The organism is Bradyrhizobium sp. BR14999 (assembly GCF_056106085.1).
Map to the genome: position 1 here is coordinate 5049026 of NZ_CM148536.1, position 15964 is coordinate 5064989.

Below are 15964 nucleotides of genomic sequence, written 5' to 3' on the forward strand. Positions count from 1 at the left end.
GATATGCTCGAGGACAAGGACCGCATCTTCAAGAACCTCTACGGCCTTCACGATTGGGGGCTCGAGGGTGCGCGGCGCCGCGGCGCCTGGGATGGCACCAAGGCCATCATCGACAAGGGCCGCGACTGGATCATCAACGAGATGAAGGCGTCGGGCCTGCGCGGCCGCGGCGGCGCCGGCTTCCCGACCGGCCTGAAATGGTCGTTCATGCCGAAGGAATCGACCGACGGCCGGCCGAGCTATCTCGTCGTCAATGCCGACGAATCCGAGCCCGGCACCTGCAAGGATCGCGAGATCATGCGGCACGATCCGCATCTCCTGGTCGAGGGCTGCCTGATCGCGAGCTTCGCGATGAACGCGCATGCCTGCTACATCTATGTCCGCGGTGAATTCATCCGCGAGCGCGAGCGCCTTCAGGCCGCGATCGACCAGGCCTATGAGGCCAAGCTGATCGGCAAGGACAACGTCAACGGCTGGCCGTTCGACCTTTACGTCGCCCACGGCGCCGGCGCCTATATCTGCGGCGAAGAGACCGCGCTGCTCGAAAGCCTCGAAGGCAAGAAGGGCCAGCCGCGGCTGAAGCCGCCGTTCCCGGCCAATGTCGGCCTGTTCGGCTGTCCGACCACCGTCAACAACGTCGAGTCCATCGCGGTCGCGCCGGACATCCTGCGCCGTGGCGCGGCATGGTTCGCCGGCATTGGCCGTCCGAACAATGTCGGCACCAAACTCTTCTGCATCTCCGGCCATGTCGAGCGGCCCTGCAACGTCGAAGAGGCCATGGGCATTCCGTTCCGCGAACTGATCGACAAGCATTGCGGTGGCATCCGCGGCGGCTGGGACAACCTCAAGGCCGTGATCCCCGGCGGCTCCTCCGTGCGCATGGTGCCGGCCGAGCAGATCATCGACACGCCGATGGATTTCGACAGCTTGAGCAAGCTGCGCTCGGGCCTCGGCACCGCGGCCGTCATCGTGATGGACAAGTCGACCGACCTGATCCGTGCGATCGCCCGCATCTCCTATTTCTACAAGCATGAGAGCTGCGGCCAGTGCACGCCGTGCCGCGAGGGCACGGGGTGGATGTGGCGCGTGCTCACCCGCATGGCCGAAGGCCGCGCCCACAAGCGCGAGATCGACATGCTGCTTGAAGTGACGAAGCAGGTCGAGGGCCACACCATCTGCGCGCTCGGCGATGCCGCGGCCTGGCCGATCCAGGGCCTGATCGCCCATTTCCGTCACGAGATCGAAGCGCGCATCGACCAATATTCGCACAGGGCCGACATCGACGATATCGGCGTCCGCGATCCCGTGAACATGGTCGCGGCGGAGTAGGATAAATGACCAAGCTCATCATCGACGGCAAAGAGATCGATGTGCCCGCCGAGTACACGCTGCTCCAGGCGTGCGAGGCCGCGGGCGCCGAAATTCCGCGCTTCTGCTATCACGAGCGGCTGTCGATCGCCGGCAATTGCCGGATGTGCCTCGTCGAAGTGAAGGGCGGCCCGAAGCCTGTCGCAAGCTGCGCCTGGGGCGTGCGCGACTGCCGTCCGGGCCCCAAGGGCGAGCCGCCGGAGATCTCGACGCGTTCGCCGATGGTGAAGAAGGCACGCGAAGGCGTGATGGAATTCTTGCTGATCAACCATCCGCTGGACTGCCCGATCTGCGACCAAGGCGGCGAGTGCGACCTGCAGGACCAGGCGATGGGCTACGGTGTCGACACCAGCCGCTTCGCCGAGAACAAGCGCGCGGTCGAGGACAAATATCTCGGCGCGCTGGTCAAGACCTCGATGAACCGCTGCATCCAGTGCACGCGCTGCGTCCGCTTCTCGGCGGAAGTCGCCGGCGCGCCCGAGATGGGCGCAACCGGCCGCGGCGAGGACATGGAGATCACGACCTATCTCGAGCACGCGCTGACGTCGGAATTGCAGGGCAACCTCGTCGACATCTGTCCGGTCGGCGCGCTGACCTCGAAGCCTTATGCGTTTGCGGCGCGTCCCTGGGAGCTCGGCAAGACCCAGTCGATCGACGTGATGGATGGCCTGGGATCGGCGATCCGCGTCGATACCCGCGGCCGTGAGGTGATGCGTGTGCTGCCGCGCATCAATGAGGCCGTGAACGAGGAGTGGATCTCCGACAAGACCCGCCACATCGTCGACGGCTTGCGCACCCAGCGCCTCGACCGGCCCTATATCCGTGAAGCCGGCAAGCTGCGTGCGGCGAGCTGGCCCGAGGCCTTCGCCGCGATCGCGGCCAAGGCGGCGCGCACTGACGGCAAGCGCATCGGTGCGATCGCCGGTGACCTCGCCGGTGTCGAGGAGATGTTCGCGCTGAAGGACCTGCTCGCCAAATATGGCTCGGGCAATCTGGCGGTGCAGGGCGGCGACGCCTTCGATCCCGCGCTCGGCCGCGGCTCCTACATCTTCAACCCGACGCTCGTAGGCGTGGAGCAGGCCGACGCGCTGCTCATCATCGGCGCCAATCCGCGCAAAGAGGCGGCCGTGTTCAATGCCCGCATCCGCAAGCGCTGGCGCGCCGGCGGCTTCAAGATCGGTGTGATCGGTGCCAAGGTCGACCTGACCTACGACTATGACCATCTCGGCGCGGGCACCGAGACGCTCGGCGAGCTCGCGGCGGGCAAGCACTTCTTCATGGACGTGCTAAAGAACGCCAAGCACCCGATCATCCTGGTCGGCGCGGGCGCGGCCTCGCGTCACGACGGCGCCGCCATCCTCGCCGCCAGCGCCAAGCTCGCGCTCGATGTCGGTGCGGTGAAGGACGGCTGGAACGGTTTTGGCGTGCTGCACGAGACCGCCTCGCGCGTCGGCGCGCTCGATATCGGCTTCTCTGCCAGCGCGGGCGGGCTGAACGCGGCACAAATGACGACGTTCGGAACGCTCGATCTGTTGTTCCTGTTAGGGGCCGACGAGATCAAGGCGCCGGATGGCACCTTCGTCGTCTATATCGGCACCCATGGTGACCGCGGCGCGCACCGCGCCGACGTGATCCTGCCGGCAGCGGCCTACACCGAGAAGTCCGCGATCTACGTCAACACCGAGGGCCGCGTGCAGATGACCGGCCGCGCCGCGTTCCCGCCGGGTGAAGCCCGCGAGGACTGGGCGATCATCCGCGCGCTGTCGGAAGCGCTCGGCAAGAAGCTCGGCTATGACTCGCTTGCCGCCCTGCGTCAGGCGATCTTCAAGGCCGTGCCGCATCTGATCCGCCTCGACCAGATCGAGGCCGGCTCCGCCGACCAGATCAAGAAGCTGGCGGGGAAGGGCGGCTCGCCGGAGAAGGCGCCGTTCAAGCCACTGGTCGAGGACTTCTACCTGACCAACCCAATCGCGCGTGCGTCCGCCGTGATGGCGGAATGCTCGCGCCTCGCCTCCGGGCACATGCTGACCGCAGCGGAGTGAGCGTGATCTGATGGAATTCTTCGAAAGCGCATTCTGGACCGGGTTCCTCTGGCCGCTGATCATCATGGTCGCGGAGAGCGTCCTGGTGCTCGTCGTCCTCTTGGTCGCGATCGCCTACATCCTGCTCGCCGACCGCAAGATCTGGGCGGCGGTGCAGATCCGCCGCGGCCCGAACGTGGTCGGCCCCTGGGGCCTGCTGCAGTCCTTCGCGGACTTGCTCAAGTTCGTGCTGAAGGAGCCGATCATCCCGGCCGGCGCCAACAAGGGCGTGTTCCTGCTGGCGCCGCTGGTGTCCTGCGTGCTCGCGCTCGCCGCCTGGGCGGTGATCCCGACCAATCTCGGCTGGGTGATCTCCGACATCAATGTCGGAATCCTCTTCATCTTCGCGATCTCGTCGCTGTCGATCTACGGCATCATCATGGCCGGTTGGTCGTCGAACTCGAAATACCCGTTCCTGGCCGCGTTGCGCTCGGCGGCGCAGATGGTGTCCTACGAAGTCTCGATCGGCTTCGTCATCATCACGGTGCTGCTCTGCGCCGGCACGCTGAACCTCACGGCCGTGGTCGAGGCCCAGCATGCGCGCGGTCTTGCCAGCCTGATCGGGCTGCCGCAGCTCACCATCCTGAACTGGTACGTCTGGCCGCTGTTCCCGATGTTCGTGGTGTTCTACGTCTCGGCACTGGCGGAAACCAACCGTCCGCCGTTCGATCTCGTGGAGGCCGAATCCGAGCTCGTCGCCGGCTTCATGGTCGAATACGGCTCGACGCCGTACCTCTTGTTCATGCTCGGCGAGTATGTCGCGATCGTCACGATGTGCGCGTTGGCGACGATCCTGTTCCTGGGAGGCTGGCTGCCGCCGGTCGACCTGCCGCCCTTCAACTGGGTGCCGGGGATCATCTGGTTCTCGCTGAAACTGTTCTTCATGTTCTTCCTGTTCGCGATGGCCAAGGCGATCGTGCCGCGCTACCGCTACGATCAACTGATGCGCCTCGGCTGGAAGGTGTTCCTGCCGATCTCGCTGGCGATGGTGATCGTGGTGGCCGGCGTGCTGCATTTCGCCGGCATCGCGCCGAAGTGAGGTCCGCCATGGGTATCAACGTCAACGCCACTGCACGCTCGCTTCTGCTGTCGGAATTCGTCTCGGCGTTCTTCCTCGCCATGCGCTATTTCTTCCAGCCGAAGCCGACCATCAACTATCCGTTCGAGAAGAACCCGATCTCGCCGCGCTTCCGCGGCGAGCATGCGCTGCGCCGCTATCCGAACGGCGAAGAGCGCTGCATCGCCTGCAAGCTGTGCGAAGCCATCTGCCCGGCGCAGGCCATCACCATCGAGGCCGGCCCGCGCCGCAACGACGGCACCCGCCGTACCGTGCGCTACGACATCGACATGGTGAAATGCATCTATTGCGGCCTCTGCCAGGAGGCCTGTCCGGTCGACGCCATCGTCGAAGGTCCGAACTTCGAGTTCGCGACCGAGACCCGTGAGGAACTGTTCTATGACAAGGCCAAGCTGCTCGCCAACGGCGACCGCTGGGAACGCGAGATCGCCAAAGCGATCGAGCTCGACGCGCCGTACCGGTGAGGTGAGGGCATGATCCTTCCCGCGCTGTTCTTCTATCTGTTCGCCGGCGTCTGCGTCGCCTCGGCGGTGATGGTGATTGTCTCGCGCAATCCCGTGCACTCCGTGCTGTACCTGATCCTGGCCTTCGTCAACGCCTCCGGCCTGTTCGTGCTGATGGGCGCCGAATTCCTGGCGATGATCCTGATCGTCGTCTATGTCGGCGCGGTCGCGGTGCTGTTCCTGTTCGTGATCATGATGCTCGACGTCGACTTCCTCGAGCTGCGCGAGGGCTTCATCGAGTACCTGCCGGTTGGGCTGGTGATCGGCGGGATCTTCATGTTCGAGCTGCTGCTTACCGTCGGCTTCTGGGTCATCAACCCCGGCGTCTCCAAGACCATCACGGCGGCGATCCCGACCAATGTCAGCAACACTGAAGCACTCGGCCTCGTGCTCTATACGAAGTACATCCACTACTTCCAGCTCGCGGGCATGGTGTTGTTGGTCGCCATGATCGGCGCCATCGTGCTGACGCTGCGCCACAAGGCGAGCGTGAAGCGGCAGGACATCAACGTGCAGAACGCGCGCACGCCGGAAATGGCGATGGCGATGCGCAAGGTGGCGTCAGGACAGGGGCTCTCGGATGCCGATGCGGCGGAGTGGGTGAAATGACGATCGGGCTCGGACACTATCTGGCGGTCGGCGCGATCCTGTTCACGCTGGGGATCCTCGGCATCTTCCTGAACCGCAAGAACATCATCGTCATCCTGATGTCGATCGAGCTGATCCTGCTCTCGGTCAACATCAACCTCGTGGCGTTCTCGACCTTCCTCGGCGACATCGTCGGCCAGGTCTTCGCGCTGCTGGTGCTCACCGTCGCTGCTGCGGAAGCCGCGATCGGTCTCGCCATCCTGGTGGTCTATTTCCGCAACCGCGGCTCGATCGCGGTTGAGGACGTCAATCTGATGAAGGGCTGAGCTCAGTCATGGTTCAGGCAATTGTCTTTCTGCCTCTGCTGGGCGCTATTCTCGCCGGCCTGATCTCGCTGGTCGGCGCGCATGCTCGCAATCCCTCAGGCGACACGGTCGAGCATCACGACGAGGCGCACGGTAATGGTGCGAATAACGGTCATGTCTCCGCTGCCTCCATCAAGGAGGAGGGGAGCGTCATTCATGAGACCCATGACGAGCCGGGCGACCACGAGCCGCCAGCGGCTGGTTCTCGCGCGGCCGAGCTGATCACGACGGGACTGCTGTTCGTGTCGGCGGCGCTGTCCTGGTTCACGCTGGTCGACGTCGGCTTCATGCATCATGACGCCCGCATCCAGCTGCTGCCCTGGATCTTCTCCGGCGATCTCCAGGTCTGGTGGACGCTGCGGGTCGACACGCTCACCGCCGTGATGCTGGTGGTGGTGACGACCGTGTCTTCGCTCGTGCACCTCTATTCCATCGGCTATATGGATCAGGACCCGAACCGGCCGCGCTTCTTCGGCTATCTCTCGCTGTTCACCTTCGCGATGCTGATGCTGGTCACGGCGGACAACCTCGTGCAGCTGTTCTTCGGGTGGGAAGGCGTCGGTCTCGCCAGCTACCTCCTGATCGGCTTCTGGTACCAGAGGCCGTCGGCGAATGCGGCGGCGATCAAGGCCTTCGTGGTCAACCGCGTCGGCGATTTCGGCTTCGCGCTCGGCATCTTCGCGATCTTCATGCTGGCCGGCTCGACCGATTTCGAGACCATCTTCCATGCCGCACCTGGCCTCACCGGCAAGACCATCAACTTCCTCGGCTGGCACGCCGACGCGCTGACCCTGACCTGCCTGTTGCTGTTCATGGGCGCGATGGGCAAGTCGGCGCAGTTCCTGCTGCACACTTGGTTGCCGGACGCGATGGAAGGCCCGACCCCGGTCTCCGCGCTGATCCACGCCGCGACCATGGTCACCGCCGGCGTGTTCATGGTGGCGCGGCTGTCGCCGCTGTTCGAACTCGCCCCTAACGCGCAGGCCGTCGTAATGTTCTTCGGCGCGACCACGGCGTTCTTCGCGGCGACCATTGGCCTCGTCCAGAACGACATCAAGCGCATCGTCGCCTATTCGACCTGTTCGCAGCTCGGCTACATGTTCGTGGCGATGGGGGCAGGGGCCTATTCGGTCGGCATGTTCCACCTGTTCACGCACGCCTTCTTCAAGGCGCTGCTGTTCTTGGGCTCCGGCTCGGTGATCTACGCGATGCACCACGAGCAGGACATCCGCAACATGGGCGGCCTCTGGCGCAAGATCCCTTATACCTACGCGGTGATGGTGGTCGGCACGCTGGCCCTGACCGGCTTCCCGCTCACCGCCGGCTACTTCTCCAAGGACGCGATCATCGAGTCCGCCTACGCCGCGCACAATCCGTTCGCGGTCTACGGCTTCCTGATGACGGTCATCGCCGCCGGCCTGACCTCGTTCTACTCCTGGCGCCTGATCTTCAAGACCTTCCACGGCGAGCCGCATGACGAGCATCACTACGAGGCCGCACACGAGGCCCCGATCTGGATGCTGATCCCGATCGGCGTGCTCGCGGTCGGCTCGTTCGTCGCGGGCCTTCCGTTCAAGGAGCTGTTCGCCGGTCACGGCATCGAGGAGTTCTTCCGCGAATCCGTGAAGATGAACCCGCACATCATCGAGGAGATGCACCACATCCCCGAGACCATCGCCTTCCTGCCGACGGTGATGATGGTGGTGGGCTTCCTGGTGTCGTACCTGTTCTACATCCGCCGGCCGTATCTGCCGGTCGAGCTGGCGAAGACGCAGCCGATGCTGTACCAGTTCCTGCTCAACAAGTGGTACTTCGACGAACTCTACGACGTCATCTTCGTCCGTCCGGCGAAGTGGATCGGCTATCAGCTCTGGAAGAAGGGCGACGGCTTCATCATCGACGGGCTCGGTCCCGACGGCGTCTCGGCGCGCGTGCTGGACGTCACCCGTAACGTCGTGAAGATCCAGACCGGCTATCTTTATCACTACGCATTCGCCATGCTGATCGGCGTCGCCGGCCTGATCACCTGGTTCATGTTCGGCTTTGGAGGCCAGTAAATGACAACCTGGCCCATCCTTTCCGTCACCACCTTCCTGCCGCTGGTCGGGACGCTGATCGTCTATCTCAGCCGCGGCGACGACGAGGCCGCGCAGCGCAACTCGCGCTGGATCGCGCTGTGGACCACGCTGATCACCTTCGCGGTGTCACTGATCCTGGTAGCGCGCTTCGATTCCTCGACCGCCGACTTCCAGTTCGTCGAGAAGGCGAACTGGCTCGCCACCGGCATCACCTACCACATGGGCGTGGACGGCATTTCGCTGCCCTTCGTGATCCTGACCACCGCCTTGATGCCGTTCTGCATCATCGCGAGCTGGAAGGTTACGAGCCGGGTACGCGAATACATGATGGCGTTCCTGATCCTGGAAACGCTGATGGTCGGCACCTTCTCGGCGCTCGACCTTGTGCTGTTCTACTTGTTCTTCGAGGGCGGCCTGATCCCGATGTTCCTGATCATCGGCGTGTGGGGCGGCCCGCGCCGGGTCTATGCCTCGTTCAAGTTCTTCCTCTACACGCTGCTCGGCTCGGTCCTGATGCTGCTCGCCATCATGGCGCTGTACTGGAACGGCAACACCACCGACATTCCGACCCTGATGCACACGGCCGTGCCGCGGTCCTTGCAGACCTGGGCGTGGCTGGCCTTCTTCGCCTCCTTCGCGGTCAAGATGCCGATGTGGCCGGTGCACACCTGGCTTCCGGACGCACACGTCGAAGCGCCGACCGCCGGCTCGGTGATCCTGGCGGCGATCCTCCTGAAGATGGGCGGCTACGGCTTCCTGCGCTTCTCGCTGCCGATGTTCCCGCTGGCCTCGCATGACTTCGCGCCGCTGATCTTCACGCTGTCCACCATCGCCATCATCTACACCTCGCTGGTGGCGATGATGCAGGAGGACATGAAGAAGCTGATCGCGTACTCCTCGGTCGCGCATATGGGCTTCGTGACCATGGGCATCTTCGCCGGCACCATGCAGGGTGTCGCCGGCGGCGTGTTCCAGATGATCTCGCACGGCATCGTCTCCGGCGCGCTGTTCCTCTGCGTCGGCATCGTCTACGACCGCATGCACACCCGCGAGATCGCGGCCTATGGCGGCATCGTCAACCGGATGCCGCTCTACGCCATGACCTTCATGGTCTTCACCATGGCCAATGTCGGCCTGCCGGGTACCTCAGGCTTCGTCGGCGAGTTCATGACGCTGCTCGGTACCTTCAAGACCTCGATCCCGACCGCGTTCTTCGCCACATCAGGCGTCATCCTGTCGGCGTGCTATGCGCTCTGGCTATACCGCAAGGTCGTGTTCGGATCCTTGGTAAAGCCGTCGCTGATGACCATCAAGGACCTCACCTTCCGGGAGTGCCTGACGCTGTTCCCGCTGATCGCGCTGACGATCCTGTTCGGCGTCTATCCGCAGCCGGTGCTCGACATGTCGGCCGCCTCGGTCCAGCAACTCGTCAACAATTACAACACCGCTGTGACGGCCGTGAAGGCCGCCGCACTGCTCCAGTGAGCGGGCAGGTCAGGACATCGCCATGAGCTTTGAGACTGCAGGATATCAACTGGCGCCGGTGCTGCCCGAGCTCTTGCTCGCGGTCGGCGCGATGGCGCTTCTGATGCTGGGAGCCTATCGCGGGCAGGAGACGACCAAGACCGTCACCTCGCTGGCGGTGGTGCTGCTGATCGTGGTCGGCGCGCTCGTCTACATGCAGCCCGCGGGCAAGCAGGTCACCTTCGGTGGCAGCTTCATCGTCGACGATTTCGCCCGCTTCATGAAGATCCTGGCCCTGATCGGCTCGGCGGTGACACTGGTGCTGTCGACCGAGTTCCTGTCGGACCCGTCGCGGCGGATCTTCGAATATTCGATCCTGGTGCTGCTCTCGACGCTCGGCATGATGGTGCTGATCTCGGCCGGCGATCTGATCTCGCTCTATCTCGGCCTCGAATTGATGTCGCTGGCGCTCTACGTCGTGGCGGCCTCGAACCGGGACAATGCCAAGTCGAACGAGGCGGGCCTGAAGTACTTCGTGCTGGGCGCGCTGTCCTCGGGCATGCTGCTGTACGGTGCCTCGCTGATCTACGGCTTCACCGGGACCGTCAGCTTCACCGGCATCGCTACCGCCGCGACATCAGCGAATGTCGGACTGATCTTCGGCCTCGTCTTCCTGCTTGCCGGCCTCTGCTTCAAGATCTCGGTGGTGCCGTTCCACATGTGGACGCCCGACGTCTATGAGGGCGCGCCGACGCCGGTCACGGCCTTCTTCGCCTCTGCGCCGAAGGTTGCCGCGCTCGCCGTCTTCACCCGCGTCACGCTGACCGCGTTCCCCGGGATCGTGCCGCAGTGGCAGCAGATCCTGGTGTTCGTGTCGATCGCCTCGATGGCGCTCGGCGCCTTCGCGGCAATCGGCCAGAGCAACATCAAGCGCCTGATGGCCTATTCCTCGATCGGCCATATGGGTTTTGCCCTGGTCGGGCTTGCCTCCGGCACCGTCGAGGGTGCGCAGGGCGTACTGATGTACATCGTGATCTATGTGACGATGACGCTCGGCGCGTTCTCGGTCATCCTCGCCATGAAACGCAACGGCCAGGCGGTCGAGCAGATCAGCGATTTCGCCGGTCTGTCGCGGACCAACCCGATGCTCGCCTTCTTCTTCGCGATGCTGCTGTTCTCGCTCGCGGGCGTTCCGCCGCTCGCCGGCTTCTTTGCCAAGTGGTACGTCTTCGTCGCCGCGATCAAGGCCAACCTGTTCACGCTCGCCGTCATCGGCGTGCTGACCAGCGTGGTGGGCGCCTACTACTATCTCGCCGTCGTCAAGACGATGTATTTCGACGAACCGGCCGGCCAGGTCGATCCGGTGCGCGTCGAGGTGCGGACGGTTGTGGCGGTCGCGGGCGTGTTCAATATCCTGTTTGCGCTGTTCGCGGGCCCGGTGGTGAGCGTCGCCTCCGCAGCGGCAAAGTCGCTGTTCTAGGATGGGGTTCGCGCTCGGTCCTCGCGCACAGGCCGCGGGCTTCAAGCTCGCGGCTTTCGAACGGACCGGCTCGACCAATACCGACGCGATCGAGCACGCCCGCGCCGGCGAACGCGGCCCGATGTGGTTCGTCACGTCCGAGCAGACTGCCGGCCGCGGCCGGCGCCAGCGCGCCTGGATCGCGCCACGGGGCAATCTCGCAGCCAGCATCCTCGAAGTCATGGACGTAGCCCCGGCGGTGGCCGCGACGCTCGGCTTTGCCGCCGGGCTGGCGGAAGAGGCCGCGCTGGAGAAGGTCAGCCTGGAGGCGGCGCTCCGCCTCGGCCAGGGCCGTCCCCGCTACGCCCTGAAATGGCCGAACGACGTGCTTGCCGGCGGCAAGAAGCTCGTCGGCATTGCACTCGAGGCCGAGGCCATTGGCGATCGTCTTGCCGTCGTCGTCGGCATCGGAACCAATGTCGTCGCAGCGCCGGAGGGCACGCCAACGCCGGCGGTCTCGCTGGCCGAGCTCGGCGTCCAGATCAGCGCGGAGGAGCTGTTTGCGGCGCTGTCCGACGCCTGGGTCGAGTTCCGCGGCATCTGGGACAATGGCCGCGGCTTTGCCGAGATCCGAAAGCTCTGGCTGGAGCGCGCCGCCGGCCTCGGCGAGAAGGTCGCAATCCACACGGGAACGATGACGCTGGAAGGCATTTTTGACACCATCGACGACACAGGCTGTCTGATCGTCCGCACCGCGGAAGGGCGGCGGGTGCCGGTTGCGGCGGGCGAGGTGTTCTTCGGCCCGGCCGCCTCCGTGGGAGCTGCGTGATGGCGAGGCCCGACGAACTGGTGTTTGCGCCGCTCGGCGGCGTCGGCGAGATCGGCATGAACCTGTCGATTTACGGCCTCGGCAACCGCCACCAGCGCGCCTGGCTCGCGGTCGATCTCGGCGTCTCCTTCGGCGACGAGGAGCATCTGCCGGGCATCGACCTGATCATGCCGGACATCTCCTTCCTGGAGAAGGAGCGCAAGAACCTGATGGGCCTGGTGCTCACCCACGCCCATGAGGACCATTTCGGCGCGATCATCGATCTCTGGCCGAAGCTGCAATGCCCGATCTACGCGACCAAGTTCAGCGCGGCGCTGTTCGAGGCCAAATGCGCCGCCGAGCGTGGTGCGCCCAACATTCCGGTGACTGTGGTCCCGTCCGGGGGCCGCGTCGATGTCGGGCCGTTCAACGTCGAGTTCATCCCGGTCGCGCATTCGATTCCGGAAGCGCATGCGCTGGCGATCCACACCGAAGCCGGCACGGTGTTGCACACCGGCGACTGGAAGATCGACCCGACCCCGACGCTGGGGGCCCCGACCGACGAGAAGCGCCTGCGCGAGCTCGGCGAGCAGGGCGTGCTCGCCTTGATCGGCGATTCCACCAACGCGGTGCGCGACGGCCGCTCGCCGTCGGAGGCCGAGGTCGCCCGGACCATCATTGATCTCGTGAAGGCGGCCAAGGGCCGCGTCGCGGTCACGACCTTCGCCTCCAACGTCGCCCGCATCAAGGCCGTGGCCGAGGCCGCGAAAGCCGCCGACCGCGAGGTCGTCGTGGTCGGCCGCGCCATGGAGCGCGTGGTGCAGGTCGCGCGCGAGACCGGTTATCTCGATGGCGTGCAGAATTTCCGCTCGCCCGAGGTCTACGGCCATCTGCCGCAGGACAAGGTGCTGGCGCTGTGCACCGGCAGTCAGGGCGAGCCGCGCGCGGCGCTGGCGCGCATCGCCAATGACGACCATCCCGAGATCACGCTCAATCGCGGTGACAGTGTCATTTTCTCCTCGCGCACCATTCCCGGCAACGAGAAGGCCGTCGGCTCGATCATCAACAATCTGGTGCTCCAGGGTGTCGAGATCATCACCGACCGCGACCATCTGGTCCACGTCTCCGGCCACCCGCGCCGCGACGAACTGCGCGATTTGATCTCCTGGGTGAAGCCGCAGCTTCTGATCCCCGTCCATGGCGAGGCCCTGCACCTGCACGAGCACGCAAAACTCGCGCGCGCCGCCGGCGTGCCGCGCGTGCTGGTCTGCCGCAACGGCGATCTCGTCAAGCTCGGTCCCGGCGATCCCGGCATCGTCGGCGAGGTGCCGTCGGGCCGTCTCTACAAGGACGGCATGATCCTGGAGGACGCAAAATCCCGTGCGGTGGTCGAGCGGCGCCGCATGGCGTTCTCCGGCTGTGCCTTCGTCGCCATCGCCATGACGGAGCAGGGCGAGCTCGCCGACGATCCCGAGGTCGATCTCGTCGGCATCCCCGACAAGAACAGGGCGGGCGAAGCCTTCGACGACATCGTCTTCGACGCCGTGCTCTCCACCATAGAAGGCTTGCCGCGGCCCCGCCGCCGCGATCCGGACGCGCTGGCCGAGTCGGTGCGACGCGCTGTCCGTGCCGTGATCAACGAACATTGGGGCAAAAAGCCCCCCTGTCTGGTACACGTCCTGACAGTGTAGACTAGGCGTGGTCTCCGGATCACGCTGTGAGGGAGAAGAAACATGCTGGGTCGCCTCAACCATGTCGCGATCGCGACCAAGGACGCCGTCAAGGCCGCAAAGATCTATGGCGCCGCGTTCGGGGCGCAGATTTCGGAAGCCGTGGCGCTGCCCGAGCATGGCGTCACCACCGTGTTCGCGACGCTGCCCAACACCAAGATCGAGTTCATCGAGCCGCTTGGCGAAGCCTCGCCGATCGCAAAGTTCCTCGAGCGCAATGCCGACGGCGGCATCCACCACGTCTGCTACGAGGTCGTCGACATCATTGCCTCGCGCGACACGCTGGTGAAGGAAGGCGCGCGCGTGCTCGGCGACGGCGTGCCCAAGATCGGCGCCCACGGCAAACCGGTGCTGTTCCTGCACCCCAAGGATTTTTCCGGCGCCCTGGTCGAGATCGAGCAGGCATAAGGCCGCCCCATGGCCATCCAGATCTCAACGGCGATCGCGATCTACTTCGTCATCTGGTGGATCGCGCTGTTCCTGACGCTGCCGTTCGGCGTGCGCAGCCAGCACGAGGACGGCGTCGGTGCGCCCGGCACCGACCCCGGCGCGCCGATCCTGACGCGGATGGGGCGCAAGCTGATCTGGACCACGATCATCTCGGCGATCATCTACGGCCTCGGCATGGCCGCCTATCACGCCGGCTATCTCTCGATCGAACGCCTGTCGAAGATGATGGGAATGCCGTTCTAGACGTTTTTTGCTGATTATTGTTTTGGGGGGAAGAATGACTTTTCAGCGCATCGTCATCGCGCTTCTGGTGCTGATCGTCGTCGGCCTTGGCGCCATCGGTTATGTCGAATGGAAGATGGCGGTGCAGGTGCGCACCCTGAAGGCGTTCGTCGAGGGCTACGTCTTCAACGAAGCGGTGATGGCCTGCGAGCAGGCCAAGAGCTCGACGCCGTTCAAATGGAACGGGGGCAAGAGCACCTCGGTGATCGGCTTGAACTCGGTCAAGCTGGACAAATACACCGTCAGCGCCAGCTACACGCTGGTGGCGGACAGCGTCTATTGTGATTACGATCCGATCAAAAGAAAGGCCGGGATCGGCTCGAGCTTCCTGGAGCGGGAGTAACGATCCGGCCATATCGAGCATGGGATGGGATCGTCATGGCGCGGGAGCAGGGGGACTACCGGATTCTGCATGAGGGTGCCTTGCGGGATTATCTCGCAGGCCTGCCTGAAATCGCCGCACTCCTTGGCGGTGAGCCACCATCCTGGGCGATCACCGAAGTCGGCGACGGCAATCTCAACCTTGTCTTCATCGTCAAAGGCGGGCGTGGCGGCATCGCGGTGAAGCAGGCGCTGCCTTACGCGCGCCTCGTCGGCGAGAGCTGGCCGCTGCCGCTGTCGCGGGCCCATTACGAATATCTGGCGCTGTCGAAGCAGGCCCAGCTCGCACCCGGCCTCGTGCCAGCGCTGTTGCATCACAACGAGGCGCTGGCGCTGACGGTGATGGAGCTGCTCGAGCCCCATATCATCATGCGCAAAGGGCTGGTTGCGGCAACGCAATATCCGCGCTTTGTCGACGACATCAGCACCTTCATGGCGCGGACGCTGTTCTTCACCTCCGATCTCGCGCTCTCAGCGGCCGAGAAGAAGCAGGGCATCGCCGCCTTCGCCGGCAACCATGCGCTGTGCAAGATCACCGAGGACCTGATCTTCACCGATCCCTACCGCATCGCCGAACAGAACCGCTGGACCGCGCCTTACCTCGATGGTCTCGCTGCGTCCTTACGCGAGGACATGGAGCTGCATGTCGCGATCTCCCGGCTGAAGCTGAAATTCATGGCGAGCCCCGAGGCGCTGTTGCATGGCGATCTCCACACCGGCTCGATCATGGTCACGGAGAGGCAGACGCGGGTGATCGACCCCGAATTCGCGTTCTACGGCCCGATGGGATTCGACGTCGGCGCCGTGCTGGCTAACCTCCTGATGGCCTATTTCGCCTCCGCCGGCCACGAGCGCTCGCCGGGCGAGCGGGTCGCATTCGAGGGCTGGGTCCTGGAGACGGTCGAAAAGGTCTGGAACGAGTTCGCCCGCAAATTCCTCGAGCTCTGGCGCGCCGGCGCTGCCGGCGATGCCTATCCCGTCTCACTCTTTACCGGCGAGAAGGGCGCCGTGCGTCTCGAGGCCGAGCGGCAGGCCTACATGCAGCGCCTGTTCACTGATACGGTCGGCTTCGCAGCCGCAAAAACCATCCGCCGCATCTTCGGTCTCGCCCACAATATCGACTTCGAGCTGATCGAGGACCCACGGAGGCGAGCGGTTAGCGAGGCGCGTGCCGTCCGTCTGGCAAGGGCGATGATGGTGGAGGCGGCGGCGTTTCGGGCGATCGCTGAGGTCACCGGTGCTGCACGAAAATTGCGCGATTGGATGCCGGAATTATCCAGTTAAGGGCCTCTAGAGGAGCGCGCCTTCGCGCTCCGTCATTGCGAGCGC

At 64.6% G+C, this 15964-nt stretch carries 15 protein-coding genes; all 15 read left to right on the forward strand.

All coding sequences use genetic code 11. The annotated features are described in order from the left end of the window. Positions 1-3: 3 nt before the first annotated feature. Genes nuoF through mtnK form a run of 15 tightly spaced genes read left to right on the forward strand, consistent with a single transcriptional unit; the run spans position 4 to position 15919 of the window. The gene (gene nuoF, locus ACR9YP_RS23560; RefSeq protein ID WP_128933446.1) at positions 4-1329 is read left to right on the forward strand and encodes an NADH-quinone oxidoreductase subunit NuoF; all 1326 of its coding nucleotides are present in this window, start codon (positions 4-6) and stop codon (positions 1327-1329) included. A 5-nt stretch (positions 1330-1334) separates the two neighbouring features. Continuing rightward, a complete protein-coding gene (nuoG, locus tag ACR9YP_RS23565) occupies positions 1335-3410 on the forward strand; it encodes an NADH-quinone oxidoreductase subunit NuoG (protein ID WP_474217194.1) in 2076 nt (691 codons plus the stop codon). A gap of 10 nt (positions 3411-3420) precedes the next feature. After that, on the forward strand, positions 3421-4488 hold the full coding sequence (gene nuoH, locus ACR9YP_RS23570) for an NADH-quinone oxidoreductase subunit NuoH (protein WP_091885977.1): 1068 nt from the start codon (positions 3421-3423) through the stop codon (positions 4486-4488). A gap of 8 nt (positions 4489-4496) precedes the next feature. Further along, entirely contained in the window at positions 4497-4991 is a 495-nt protein-coding gene (gene nuoI, locus ACR9YP_RS23575; protein WP_433995575.1) for an NADH-quinone oxidoreductase subunit NuoI, read from the forward strand. A 9-nt stretch (positions 4992-5000) separates the two neighbouring features. Continuing rightward, positions 5001-5639: an NADH-quinone oxidoreductase subunit J gene (locus ACR9YP_RS23580; protein ID WP_091885973.1), complete on the forward strand. Its 639-nt coding sequence runs from the start codon at positions 5001-5003 to the stop codon at positions 5637-5639. After that, the gene (nuoK, locus tag ACR9YP_RS23585) at positions 5636-5944 is read left to right on the forward strand and encodes an NADH-quinone oxidoreductase subunit NuoK (RefSeq protein ID WP_008547737.1); all 309 of its coding nucleotides are present in this window, start codon (positions 5636-5638) and stop codon (positions 5942-5944) included. The genes ACR9YP_RS23580 and nuoK overlap by 4 nt, the downstream gene beginning before the upstream one ends. An 8-nt stretch (positions 5945-5952) precedes the next feature. After that, positions 5953-8040, forward strand: coding sequence for an NADH-quinone oxidoreductase subunit L (gene nuoL / locus ACR9YP_RS23590; RefSeq protein ID WP_474217196.1), 2088 nt, complete (start codon positions 5953-5955; stop codon positions 8038-8040). Then, positions 8041-9546, forward strand: a complete 1506-nt coding sequence (locus ACR9YP_RS23595) for an NADH-quinone oxidoreductase subunit M (protein ID WP_091885968.1) — start codon at positions 8041-8043, stop codon at positions 9544-9546. Between the two features lie 22 nt (positions 9547-9568). Beyond that, entirely contained in the window at positions 9569-11005 is a 1437-nt protein-coding gene (nuoN, locus tag ACR9YP_RS23600) for an NADH-quinone oxidoreductase subunit NuoN (RefSeq protein ID WP_474217197.1), read from the forward strand. A gap of 1 nt (position 11006) precedes the next feature. Then, entirely contained in the window at positions 11007-11813 is an 807-nt protein-coding gene (locus tag ACR9YP_RS23605) for a biotin--[acetyl-CoA-carboxylase] ligase (protein WP_438108010.1), read from the forward strand. Then, positions 11813-13483 (forward strand): ribonuclease J, encoded by a 1671-nt coding sequence (locus tag ACR9YP_RS23610; RefSeq protein ID WP_474217198.1) that lies wholly within the window; start codon positions 11813-11815, stop codon positions 13481-13483. Before ACR9YP_RS23605 ends, ACR9YP_RS23610 begins: the two co-directional genes overlap by 1 nt. Before the next feature lie 42 nt (positions 13484-13525). Next, positions 13526-13930, forward strand: coding sequence for a methylmalonyl-CoA epimerase (gene mce, locus ACR9YP_RS23615; RefSeq protein ID WP_011087668.1), 405 nt, complete (start codon positions 13526-13528; stop codon positions 13928-13930). 9 nt (positions 13931-13939) lie between these two features. Next, positions 13940-14215: a DUF1467 family protein gene (locus ACR9YP_RS23620; RefSeq protein WP_128933453.1), complete on the forward strand. Its 276-nt coding sequence runs from the start codon at positions 13940-13942 to the stop codon at positions 14213-14215. A gap of 34 nt (positions 14216-14249) precedes the next feature. Next, positions 14250-14597: a hypothetical protein gene (locus tag ACR9YP_RS23625; protein ID WP_370986007.1), complete on the forward strand. Its 348-nt coding sequence runs from the start codon at positions 14250-14252 to the stop codon at positions 14595-14597. Positions 14598-14632: 35 nt separating this feature from the next. Continuing rightward, entirely contained in the window at positions 14633-15919 is a 1287-nt protein-coding gene (gene mtnK, locus ACR9YP_RS23630; RefSeq protein ID WP_474217201.1) for an S-methyl-5-thioribose kinase, read from the forward strand. Positions 15920-15964 lie beyond the last annotated feature (45 nt).

Coding starts and splice junctions, on each gene's coding strand:
- ACR9YP_RS23610 (WP_474217198.1), top strand. CDS start 11,813: ATGGCGAGGCCCGACGAACTGGTGTTTGCGCCGCTCGGCGGCGTCGGC.
- ACR9YP_RS23580 (WP_091885973.1), top strand. CDS start 5,001: ATGATCCTTCCCGCGCTGTTCTTCTATCTGTTCGCCGGCGTCTGCGTC.
- nuoG (WP_474217194.1), top strand. CDS start 1,335: ATGACCAAGCTCATCATCGACGGCAAAGAGATCGATGTGCCCGCCGAG.
- nuoH (WP_091885977.1), top strand. CDS start 3,421: ATGGAATTCTTCGAAAGCGCATTCTGGACCGGGTTCCTCTGGCCGCTG.
- mce (WP_011087668.1), top strand. CDS start 13,526: ATGCTGGGTCGCCTCAACCATGTCGCGATCGCGACCAAGGACGCCGTC.
- nuoL (WP_474217196.1), top strand. CDS start 5,953: ATGGTTCAGGCAATTGTCTTTCTGCCTCTGCTGGGCGCTATTCTCGCC.
- ACR9YP_RS23595 (WP_091885968.1), top strand. CDS start 8,041: ATGACAACCTGGCCCATCCTTTCCGTCACCACCTTCCTGCCGCTGGTC.
- ACR9YP_RS23625 (WP_370986007.1), top strand. CDS start 14,250: ATGACTTTTCAGCGCATCGTCATCGCGCTTCTGGTGCTGATCGTCGTC.
- nuoF (WP_128933446.1), top strand. CDS start 4: ATGCTCGAGGACAAGGACCGCATCTTCAAGAACCTCTACGGCCTTCAC.
- nuoN (WP_474217197.1), top strand. CDS start 9,569: ATGAGCTTTGAGACTGCAGGATATCAACTGGCGCCGGTGCTGCCCGAG.
- ACR9YP_RS23620 (WP_128933453.1), top strand. CDS start 13,940: ATGGCCATCCAGATCTCAACGGCGATCGCGATCTACTTCGTCATCTGG.
- mtnK (WP_474217201.1), top strand. CDS start 14,633: ATGGCGCGGGAGCAGGGGGACTACCGGATTCTGCATGAGGGTGCCTTG.
- nuoK (WP_008547737.1), top strand. CDS start 5,636: ATGACGATCGGGCTCGGACACTATCTGGCGGTCGGCGCGATCCTGTTC.
- ACR9YP_RS23605 (WP_438108010.1), top strand. CDS start 11,007: ATGGGGTTCGCGCTCGGTCCTCGCGCACAGGCCGCGGGCTTCAAGCTC.
- nuoI (WP_433995575.1), top strand. CDS start 4,497: ATGGGTATCAACGTCAACGCCACTGCACGCTCGCTTCTGCTGTCGGAA.